Raw genomic sequence first — 10,891 nt, forward strand, 5'->3', positions numbered from 1 at the left:
CTGATCCATGTCGCGGGCTTTCCGGTCATGGGCGGCTTCGAGGCCGATCAGGCGGCGGCCGAGGCCTGCTTCGACGCGATTCCCTTGGCCTTCTACCGGCTGGTGACACGGGCCATGGCCGATCTGACGCGGACCGAGCAGGGCCGCGTCGTGGCGGTGGGCACGCACAACAGCCATGTGTTCCGCAACGACTACCCGATCTATCCGATCTCGGGGGCGGCCAAGGCGGCGCTCGAGGTGATGGTTCGGGCACTCGCTGTCCAGCTGGCACCTTCGGGCACCACGGTCAATTGCGTTGTGCCCGGCCTGATCCGCAAGGAGCATGGCGCGCCCTTCCTGTCGCAGGACCAGTGGCAGGATTACCCGAAGAAGGTGCCGATGGGCCGCGCCGGCGAGCCCGACGAGGTCGCCGCCGTGATCGCCTTCCTGGCCTCACGCGACGCGAGCTATGTGACCGGCCAGGTCATCCATGTGAATGGCGGGTTCATTTAGCTGCCGACGCGGCGCGTGCTCAGCTTCTCGTCGCCGCCCTCGCGCGACGGCCGCCATTTCCCGTCGTCGCGCAGCACCATGACCGTTGGATCGCTGCCGGCGATCCAGCGTGTGCCAACCGGCACGTCTCCCGGCATCTCGCCGCCGGTCTTGATCGCGGTCCTGAGATGCGGCGGGTAATGGCGTTCGACATAGTTCCAGAGCCGCGCCGGCACGTAATTGTGCCATTCCGGATCGCGGGCCTCGATCAGATGGCGGATCTCGCGGCCCGATAGATTGGGCGCGCTGGCGCGGTCGACGATATGGAGGCGGCGATCCGCCTTGGGCGAGGAGAAGGTCCGGACCGGCCCATTCGAGATCGAGGGATCCTCGAGGGTCGCGAAGTAATCCGTATAGAAGCGCGCATCGATCGCCGAGCCGGTGAAATAGTCGGTCGGCGCCGGCAGGCTGGCCGAGGCGATGCGCGAGAGCACATATTTGAGCCAGTCGCCGGTTTCGAGGCTGGCATCGATATCCTGCAGCGGCAGGATCTTGAACTGCTGGCCGAAGATCGCCTGCACCATGTCCTTGCGCTGGTCGAAGGTGAAGGGGTGGCCGTCGACGCCATGGAGCTGGGTCGAGCCGATGGCGACGATGCCGATGTCGCAATTCCCCGCCATCTCCATCATCAGCCGCAGATGGCCCCAATGAACGGTCTGGAGATCGGCGACGATGAACCCGACCCGGCCGCTCCTGGCGTCGAGGTGAGGTTCGAAACGCTGTGCCTTGCTCATGGTTCGGTTCTCCCGGAGCTCAGACGAAGACGTCATGGGCCTGGCGTCCGCTCTCGCCGAAGATGCGGGCGTAGCGGGCGATTTCCTCGGGCGTGCCGGTGGCCTTCTGCGGATTGTCGGAGAGCTTGACCGCGCGGCGGCCCGCTGCGGCCGTCACCTTGCAGACCAGCGAGATGGCGTCGAAATCGGCGCCGCCATTGGGCGGGCAGCCGCGGAAATCGTTGGTGAGGTGGGTGCCCCAGCCGAAGCCGAGCTGGACGCGATCATTGAAGCGGGCATGGAGCTGCTCGATCGTGCCGATCTCCAGCCCATCGGAGAAGATGATGAGCTTCTTCTTCGGATCCTGGCCGCGGCTCCGCCACCACTGGATCATCTCCTCGCCGCCGATGAAGGGATCCTTGCTGTCGATGCGGACACCGGTCCAGCCCGCGGCGAAATCCGGTGCCTTCGCCAGGAAAGCCGTCGTGCCGAAGGTGTCGGGCAGCATGATCCGCAAGGCGCCGTCATAGAGCGTCTGCCAGTCGGCCAGCACCTGATAGGGCGACTTCGCCAGCGCCGCATCGTCGTCGCCGGCGAGGGTCGCATAGACCATCGGCAGCTCATGGGCGTTGGTGCCCTTGGCCTCGAGGTCATGTTTCATGGCGAGATAGGCGTTGGAGGTGCCGGTGAATTTCGGACCGAGCCCTTCGGCCATGGCCTGGATCACCCATTCCTGCCAGAGGAAATTATGGCGCCGGCGCGTGCCGAAATCGGAAAGGTTGAGGTTGTCGAGCTTGCGCAGGCGCAGCACATTGTCCCAGAGCTTGGTTTTCGCGCGCGCATAGAGGATGTCGATCTCGAGCCGGCCGAGCTTGGCGAGCGCCGCGCGGCTGCGCAGCGCATCGATGACCGCGAGCGCATAGATCTCCCAGAGCGTCACCTCGGCCCAGCCGCCGGAGAAGCTCAGATGATACTGGCCGTCCCGCGTCTCCAACTGGTAGTCGGGCAGGCGCAGGCCCGCCAGCCAGTCGATGAACTCGCCGGGGAAAATGCCTTTGCGGCCGTAGAAGGTGTTGCCGGCGATCCAGATCAGCTCCGATTTGGTGAAGCGCAGCGCCTTCACATGGTCGAGCTGGGCGCGCAGCTCCGATTCGGCGATCTCATCCGCAAGTCGGACCCGTTTCGTCCGGTTCTTGAGCGAGAAGGTCACGGGCACGTCGCGATGCTTCTGCCAGATCAGTAGCAGCATCAGCAGCTTGTAGAAATCGGTGTCGAGCAGGCTGCGGACGGCGGGATCGAGCTCGAAATTATGATCCCAGGCGCGCTTGGCGAGATCGATGATGGGCATGAACGGGTCCTCGACGGGGCAAACGCGATGCGAGCGGGACGCCGCGGGGCCGGTCAGAGGCTCGCGCGGTTCGTCATCGGATAGCGCCAGCCCTTGCCGAAGGGACGGCCGGTGAGCTTGATGCCCGGCGGCGCCTGGCGGCGCTTGTACTCGGCACCTTTCACCAGCGCCGCGATCCGCCGGACATAGGCCGGATCGATCGTGGTGTTGAGCTGCCGCTCGGCCTGGCGCAGCGCCTCGTCGGGCGCCAGCAGATGCTCGATCAGCAGCCGCAGGATCGTGTCCAGCACCTCATAGGCACCGAGCGAGGCCTCGTCGGTCTGGTCGGGCTTGAGCTCGGCCGTCGGCGGCCGGTCGATGATGCCCTGCGGGATCGGATTCTGGCCGCCGCGCATCCAGTCGCGATGATTCTCGTTGCGCCAGCGGCAGAGATCGAAGGCCGTCGTCTTGTACAGATCCTTGATCGGATTGAAGCCGCCGCACATGTCGCCATAGAGGGTGGCATAGCCGACCGACATCTCGGATTTGTTGCCGGTCGAGAGCACCAGCCCGCCATAGGCGTTGGAGAGCCCCATCAGCAGCGCGCCGCGGATGCGGGGCTGGAAATTCTCCGAGGTCAAAGAGCGCGCCGCGGCGGGCGGGGTCGTGCCCATGAGCGTGGGCCCGATCTCGTCGAGCGTCTTCTCATAGGGATCGAACATGGCGCCGATCGGCGCCACGCCGTGACGGCAGCCCAGCCGCTGGAACAGATCGTTGGCGAGATCGAGGCTCTCGCTGCCGGTGAAGCGGGTCGGCATCATCACGCCGACGACGCGGTCGGCGCCGATCGCATCGACCGCGAGGGTCGCGACCAGCGCGCTGTCGAGGCCGCCGGAGACGCCGAGGATCGCGCGGGGGAAGCCGTTCTTCTCGATATAGTCGCGCAGGCCCAGGGTGCAGGCGGCATAGATCGATTCGAGGCTGTCGGGATAACGGACCACCTCGCCCAGGATGTCGCCCTGTTCCTGCTCGACGCCCCGGATCTCGATGCGGCCATTCTCGGCCCAGCTGCCGATGCGGTTGAGCTCGAGCCGCATGCTGGCCTCGGTGAAGGCCGGCATCTGCGCCACGATCTCGCCCTCGGCATCGAGCACGAAGGAGGCGCCGTCCAGCACCAGCTCGTCCTGGCCGCCGACCATGTTGAGATAGATCAGCGGGCAGCCCGAAGCACGCACGCGCTCACGCGCATGGGCGAGGCGCACCGGCATCTTGTCGATCTCGTAGGGCGAGCCGTTGATGACGATGAGGAAGTCGGCCAGCTCGTCGGTGAGCGCGCGGGTCACGCGGCCATGCCACATGTCCTCGCAGATCATGGCGCCCACGCGCCAGCCCTTCAGATCGAGCGGCCGCGGATCGTTGCCCTGCGCGAAGACGCGGCGCTCGTCGAACACGTCGTCATTGGGGAGCTCGGTCTTGACGATGGTGCGGACCGCGCCATCCGGCGTGATGAAGTGGGCGGCGTTGTAGGGGAGGTTGGCGCCGGCCACCGGCGCGCCGATCAAGACCGCCGGGCCGTTGAGCTTGCGGATCGCGGCGGCGAATCCCTCGATCGCCTGTGCCACGCGGGCGAGGAAGCCCGGGCGCAGCACAAGGTCCTCGAGCGGATAGCCCGAGGCGAAGCATTCCGGAAAGACGATGAGGTCGGCGTCCTTGTGGCTTTCGCAGAAGGAGAGGGCGCGCGCAAGATTGGCCTCGATGGCGCCGACGGTGGGATTGGCCTGAATGAGGGCGAGGCGGAGAGCGCCTTTGGCGGCGGTCATGGAAGGCTCCTGTTCTCATCCCCCGAGGGGACGGATCTGGCCGAAGCGGGTCGTCATCGCCCGAGGCGATGCGACGAAGCTTCGATACTTATATTGGGCCGGGCCGCGGCCGGTGTCAGCTATGAAAAAGGCGGGTAGGCTATGCGAGTAGCGCAAGCATCGTCATAAACCCTTAACCAAGCATTTGCGATGCCTTGACCTTTCCGTCATCCCGGTCTTTGCCGGCATCGCTCATCCCTCCGGCACGCCGGCCTTGCGCATGCCGTCATAGATATGCTCGCGGCCGGCGAGATAGACCGGGTTGTCGGTCACAGCACCGGCCCGCATGCGGCTGATGGTGAAGGTCGGGTCGAGCGCGAGCCCGGCGGCGGCGGCGGCTTTCGCCTCCTCGAGGCGGCCGAGATGGCTGAGCGCGGCGGCGAGGCCGAACTGCGCGAGCGGCAGGTTCCGGTTGCGCTCGATCGACGTCCGTAAATGGGCCATCGCCTCCTCATCCGCGCGAAGCTGCAGCTTCGCGAACCCCGCCCCCATGAGCCAGATGTGGGCATTGGTATCGCGGGGGCTGAGGCGGAGCGCTTCGCGCAGATGCGCTTCGGTCTCTTCGCCGCGGCCGCTGAAATACTTCGCCTGGCCAATCGCCCATTGCGCCATCGCCAGGTTCGGATCGAGGGCAAGTGCCCGCTCGCATTCGGCGATGCCCCGGGCGACACGACTGGTATGGATCAGCACGAAGCCGACCAGGTAATGCGCCCAGGCGTGGTTGGGCGCGACCGACAGCACGCGGGCGAGCGCGGCTTCCGCCGCCGCGAAGCGCTGCGTCCGATCGTCGGTCGTGAAGATGAAGCCGCTCATCATGTCGACCATCGCCGTCCCGACGAGGGCTTCGAGATTGCCGGGGTCGAGCGTCAGCGCCCGTTCGAAGAAGCCCCGCGCCTGCGCCGCATATTCGGGGGCCCAGCCTTTTGCCGCCGCCGCGAGCCCCTGGAAATGCAGGTCCATCGAGTCCGGCCGTGGCGAGCGTTCGGCGCGGCGCGCCTCGGCGGCGATGAGCTCGGTATTGAGCGTGCCGGCGAGCCGGCCCGCGATTTCGTCCTGCATGTCGAAGAGGTCGGCGAGCGGCTTGTCGAACCGCTCGGCCCAGAGATGGTTGCCGGTCTCGGCATCGACGAGCTGGACATTGACGCGCATGCGAGTGCCGCCGCGCTGCACGCTGCCTTCCAGGATGTAGCGCACATTGAGCTCGCGGCCGATCGCCTTCACGTCGATCGGTTTGCCCTTGTAGGTGAAGGCGGTATTCCGCGCGATGACGAAGGATCCGGCGATGCGGGAGAGGTCGGTTGTCAGGCTCTCGGTGACGCCGTCGACGAAATACTCCTGCTCCGGGTCGCCGCCGAAATTGGCGAAAGGGAGCACGACGATCGAGAGATGCGGTGGCGCGACCGTGGCGCTGATCGGCGCCGTCGCAGAGTCGCGGGCGGAGGGTGCCGGCGCAGCCGCGTCCGGCGCGCCCTCGAGTTCGACACTGAACACGCGCACCGTCCGGGCGATGTGCTTCAGCGTCTTCTCGCCGCGATCGACGAACCGCTCCTTCACCCGGTCGCGCACCTGGCGCCAGGCGTCTTCGGAAAGGCAGATGCCGCCCGCTGCGGCGACGCCCTCGAGCCGGGCCGCGATGTTGACGGCGTCCCCCATCAGGTCGCCATCGCTCTCCTCGACCACGTCGCCGACATGGATGCCAATGCGGAAGTCGATGCGCCGGTCGCTCGGCAACCCGGCATTGCGCTCGGCCATGCCGATCTGCACGTCGATGGCGCAGCGCACCGCTTCGACGGCACTGCGGAACTCGACGAGGCTGCCGTCGCCGGTGCGCTTGACGACGCGGCCGTGATGCACCTGGATCAGAGGGTCGATCAGATCGCTGCGCAGGGCGCGGAGCCGGGCGAGCGTGCGCTCCTCGTCCGCACCTGCCAGGCGCGAATAGCCAGCGATGTCCGCCGCGAGGATCGCCGCCAGTTTGCGCTGGATCTGCTCCGATGCCACGAGAGGCTCCCCTGACGCGAGACAGCGATCCTAGCACCGCGGGTTCTTGAGGCCAATGCGCGCGGCCTCCGCCTCAACCGTCCCTTACTCCGCCGCCGCGATCTCCTTGGCCTTCTTGAGATCCGCCTTGCCCGAGCCCAGCAGCGGCACCGCGTCGAGCTTATGCACGCCGTCGCGCTTGGGGAGCCAGAGCTTCGGCAGGCCCGAGGCGCCCAATCCTTCGAGCACGGCTTCGGGCGTGGCGTCGCCTTCATAGAGCACGACGATGCGTTCGCCCTTGGCAGGGTCGGGGGCGGCGACCACGATGGCCGCGCGCACGCCGGGGATCGTCAGGACGGCGTCCTCGATCCTTCCATGCGGCACCATCTCGCCCGCGATCTTGGAGAAGCGCGAGAGCCGGCCGGTGATCTTGATGAAGCCGTCGGAATCGATGAGGGCGATGTCGCCGCTCTTGTACCAGCCATCGACCATGGCTTCGGCCGTGCGCTGCGGATCGCCGATATAGCCATCCATCATGCCCGGACCCTTGACCAGCAGCATGCCCTCGGTGCCGTCCGGGACTTCCTCGGACGTGTCGGGATCGACGGTCCGCACGGCAACACCGGGGACCGGGCGGCCGACCGTGCCGTCCTTATGCCCGGCCTGAGCCTCCGAGCCATCCTCGACATCCATGCCGTTGACGGCGACCACGGGCCCCATCTCGGTCATGCCGAAGCCTTCGAGCGGACGAGGACCGAACTTGGCGGCGAAGGCATCGGCGATCTCGGGCCGCAGGCGTTCGGCCCCCGTCACCACATGACGCAAAGTCTTCATGTCCCCGGGATCGGCGGCGCGCGTCCAGGTCTGCAGGAAGGTCGGTGTGCCGAGCAGGATCGTCGCCGAGGATTTCTTGACCAGCGGCCCGATCGCCTTCGCATCCAGGGGATTGGCGTGATAGGCGGCGCCGATGCCGGCCACCAGCGGCAGGCAGAGCGTTCCCGTAAATCCGAACGAGTGGAAGAAAGGCAGCACGCCCGCGATGACATCGTCACGGTCGACCCAGAGCACCTGCGCCACCGCCTCGAGATTGGCGATGATCGCCTTGTGGCTCAGCACGGCGCCCTTGGGCTCGCCGGTGCTGCCGCTGGAGAACATCACGGTTGCGGGCGGCTTCGCGGCCCTGAAATCCCCGCCGAGGATGCGCGCGATCCAGGACGATGGTAGCAGCAGCGCCATCGCTGCCGCCTTCAGCTTGTCGAGCTTCGAGATATTGGCGAGCAGATACTCGACATAGAGCGCTCCGGCCGGCGTCTCGAGCTTGGCCTTCTCGAGGAAGGCCTTCGAGGTGATGACGGTCTCGATGCCGCAGCGGCGGATCATCGAGGCCATCGCCTCGGGGCCGGCGGTGAAGTTGAGATTGACCGGGGTCTTGCCGGCCAGCATCAGCCCGACATTGAGCAACGCCGCGGCGACCGAGGCCGGCATCAGGATGCCGACCATGGGCTTCTGCGCGCGCAGCCGCTTCGCCAGGATGATCGAGGCGATCGCGGTCTGGCCGAAGGTGAGCTTCCGGCCGGTGGTGTCCATGAGGGCGCATTTGCGCCAGCGGCGCTTGGCCGTCTTGAGGATGCGGATCTGGAGAAAATCATTGGCCGAGTGGCGCCGCGCCCAGGCGTCGCTGCCGAGCGCCAGCACGGCGCGGCGCGCGGCCCAGGCACTGGGCTTGGCGAGCGGCTTGCCGAAGCTGACCGTCACCGGACGGATCAGCCGGTCCGGCCATTTCCAGAAGAACTTGCCGCCCTTGTAGCTGAAGATCGAGCCCCAGACCTGGTCGAGATGGACCGGGATGACCGGCACGTCGAGGCCGTCGGCGATGAGCTCCATGCCGCGCTTGAAGGGGAGGGTGGTGCCGGTGCGGCTGATCGAGCCCTCGGCGAAGATGCAGACCACATGGCCTTCCTCAAGCTCGGCCCGCGCCCGCTTGATGGCGCTGACCGCATCCTTGCCGCTGACCGGGATGACTTTCATCCGCCGCAGGAACCAGCCGAAGCCGCCCTTGAAGAATCCCGACCAGGCCATGAAGCGCACGAAGCGCTGCACGCAGGCGCCCACCAGCAGCCCGTCCACGAAGGACATGTGATTGCAGACGATGAGGGCGGGTCCGTGCTGCGGCACGTTCTCCGAGCCCTCGATCCGGATCCGGTAGAGCGTGTGGGTCGCGAGCCACAGCAGGAAGCGCGCGAGATATTCGGGGACCTGCCAGATCGCGACCGCGGTTGCGATGAAGGTGCCGATGCCGGCCGCCAGGATCTCGGCGCTGGTGCTCCATTGGAGGGCACTGCCCATGACCCAGGCGAGGCCCGAAGCCAGCAGGATGCCGACCGTGCCGATCATGTTGGCGCAGGCGACGACGCGCCCGCGCTCGCTGACGGGCGCCTTCTGCTGCAGGGCCGCGTTCAAGGGCACGATGAAGAGGCCGCCGAAGAAGCCCAGCGCCGCCAGGGCCGGGAGAGCGGCATTGAGCGAACCGGTCGCTCCGGCGAGCCAGAGCGAGGCGGCACCCATGCCGACCGAGCCCAGCGGCACCAGCCCCGGCTCGACCTTGGGCCCGGAGAGCCGGCCGGCGGCGAGCGAGCCCAGGCCGATGCCGATCGCGATGGCGGCCTGCAGCAGCCCGGTGCCGCCGCCGCCGAGCCCCAGATCCTCGCGCCCGAGACGGATCGCCATCATCTGCAGGAAGGCCGCGAGCAGCCAGAACCAGGTGATGCCGGCGGCGGTCATGATCATGCCGCGGTCGGACGCGATCGCCTTGAAGCCGGGGATGAGGTCGGCCGAGGGCCGCAGGGAGAAGCGGCGCTTCTCGCGCGGCGCCGGCGCGCGCTCGGTATGGAAGGCCGCAAAGGCGCCGACCACCGCAAATCCCACCATCAGCCAGCCGATCGTGGCATGGCTCACCAGGTCGAACAGCACCCCGCCGATGACGGCGCCCAGGATGATGGCGAGGAAGGTCGAGGATTCGAGCAGCGCATTGCCGCGCGAGAGCTGCGCGGTATCCAGGATTTCGGGGAGGATGCCGTACTTGGCGGGGCTGAAGAAGGCGGCCTGGGTCGAGATCAGGAACAGCGATCCCAGCATCGCCCAGTCATTGCCGCTCATGAGCGCCGGAATGGCGAGCAGCATGATCGGAGCCTCGAACAGCTTCACATAGGCGATGACGCGGTCCTTGCGGTTGCGGTCCGCGATCTGGCCGGCCCAGCCGGAGAACAGCAGGAAGGGCAGGATGAAGGCGCCGCCCGCGAGCGCGATGAAGGAGGCAGCCTCGGCCGAGTCCGTGCCGGCGGCGGCGGTCGCGATCAGCACGACCGTCATCTTCAGGATGTTGTCGTTGAGGGCGCCCAGGAACTGGGCCGCCATCAGTGCCAGAAACCCGCGCCGGCGCAGGAGGGCGCCATAGCCCCCGGCCTGGTGATTGCCGTCCGTCATTGGATGCCCGCCCCTGATCTTCTTGTTGGTTCGATGACGCCCGCGGCGCGGATCGCTGCCGCCGCGATCTCTTCCGCGAGTGCTCCCAGCCCCGTCTTCCCGCCCCGTGAATAGGAAGCCGCCGGCTGCAGCACGGCCCCCAGGACGCAGAGCGCCCGCAGATGCCGGTTGCCCGGCAGGATCCGGCCGTCCTGCTCGCCGCGCTTGATCTCCGCTTCGAGAACCTTGAGCGGGTTCGCCGCCTTGGGATCGAACGACCGCGCCGGACCATGCTGATTGAGCAGCAGGAAAGCAAAGAGATTCGGGTCCCGGTCGAAGGCGCGGCAGAAGAATTTGGTCATGGCCCGGAGCCGCGCTGCGGGATCGTCGAGACCGGACGCGGATTCGAGCAGCCGCTCGGACCAGAGCGCGATCGCCTCGGCATAGAGCGCGCGGCCGAGCTCGTCCTTGTTGGCGTAATGGCGATAGAGCGCGCCCAGCGACATCTCGGCGGTCTCGGCGATGTCGCGGATCGTGGTCGCGTCATAGCCCTTGCGGCCGAACAGCTCGATCGCCGCCGCCGAAATCCGCGCCTTTCCGCCATCCTGAAGCAGCGCCGCCCGCATCGTCCGCCGGCCTTGCATGTGAACATATGTTCACATAGGATGGCATTCTCCCGGGTTCGGCGCAAGATCCTTCGTCCTGTAGGATCCAGCTTTGAGTTCTCGTAGCTCAGGTGCATCGACCTGACGCCAAGGGCTTTGCGGGGTGGCAATATATCTTAGGAATCTACACCACATTTGCTGGTTATTAGTCATGCCGCTCGCGGGTGCCGCTATCCCAATCGATGTCAAGAAACTTGGGATCAAACTCTACGCCAAGGCGAACCGCCATTCTTCGAAATCCATTGTGCCGGATTCGCTTCAAGAGTTTACCGAACGCGTAATCTGGCACCTTCCAAAACGGAAGCGCTGTAACAGCGATGACTAAAAAGATGGATGCAACCAAGTAAGTACGTG

The 10,891-nt window shown here is 66.7% G+C and carries 8 protein-coding genes; 1 reads left to right on the top strand and 7 read right to left on the bottom strand.

What is annotated here, in order from left to right; genetic code table 11:
* Positions 1 to 492: SDR family NAD(P)-dependent oxidoreductase (locus ACREE8_RS22405; RefSeq protein ID WP_431575239.1), on the top strand; the 492-nt coding region annotated here is incomplete at its 5' end.
* Here the strand turns inward: ACREE8_RS22405 and ACREE8_RS22410 are convergent.
* The 7 genes from ACREE8_RS22410 to ACREE8_RS22440 form a co-directional block, all read right to left on the bottom strand.
* On the bottom strand, positions 489 to 1,265 hold the full coding sequence (locus tag ACREE8_RS22410) for a hypothetical protein (protein ID WP_431575240.1): 777 nt from the start codon (positions 1,263 to 1,265) through the stop codon (positions 489 to 491). The genes ACREE8_RS22405 and ACREE8_RS22410 overlap by 4 nt on opposite strands.
* Positions 1,266 to 1,284: 19 nt before the next feature.
* The gene (locus ACREE8_RS22415) at positions 1,285 to 2,592 is read right to left on the bottom strand and encodes a nicotinate phosphoribosyltransferase (protein WP_431575241.1); all 1,308 of its coding nucleotides are present in this window, start codon (positions 2,590 to 2,592) and stop codon (positions 1,285 to 1,287) included.
* A 53-nt stretch (positions 2,593 to 2,645) separates the two neighbouring features.
* Positions 2,646 to 4,391, bottom strand: coding sequence for an NAD+ synthase (locus tag ACREE8_RS22420; protein WP_431575242.1), 1,746 nt, complete (start codon positions 4,389 to 4,391; stop codon positions 2,646 to 2,648).
* Positions 4,392 to 4,622: 231 nt separating this feature from the next.
* Positions 4,623 to 6,431 (bottom strand): adenylate/guanylate cyclase domain-containing protein, encoded by a 1,809-nt coding sequence (locus ACREE8_RS22425; protein WP_431575243.1) that lies wholly within the window; start codon positions 6,429 to 6,431, stop codon positions 4,623 to 4,625.
* An 84-nt stretch (positions 6,432 to 6,515) separates the two neighbouring features.
* Positions 6,516 to 9,893, bottom strand: a complete 3,378-nt coding sequence (locus ACREE8_RS22430) for an acyl-[ACP]--phospholipid O-acyltransferase (protein WP_431575244.1) — start codon at positions 9,891 to 9,893, stop codon at positions 6,516 to 6,518.
* Positions 9,890 to 10,498, bottom strand: a complete 609-nt coding sequence (locus tag ACREE8_RS22435; RefSeq protein ID WP_431575245.1) for a TetR/AcrR family transcriptional regulator — start codon at positions 10,496 to 10,498, stop codon at positions 9,890 to 9,892. The genes ACREE8_RS22430 and ACREE8_RS22435 overlap by 4 nt, the downstream gene beginning before the upstream one ends.
* A gap of 184 nt (positions 10,499 to 10,682) precedes the next feature.
* Positions 10,683 to 10,891 (bottom strand): hypothetical protein (locus tag ACREE8_RS22440; protein WP_431575246.1); only part of this gene is annotated, 209 nt, incomplete at its 5' end.

It is taken from the genome of Hypericibacter sp. (genome assembly GCF_050729195.1).
In the GTDB taxonomy this organism is placed as follows: Bacteria; Pseudomonadota; Alphaproteobacteria; order Dongiales; family Dongiaceae; genus Hypericibacter.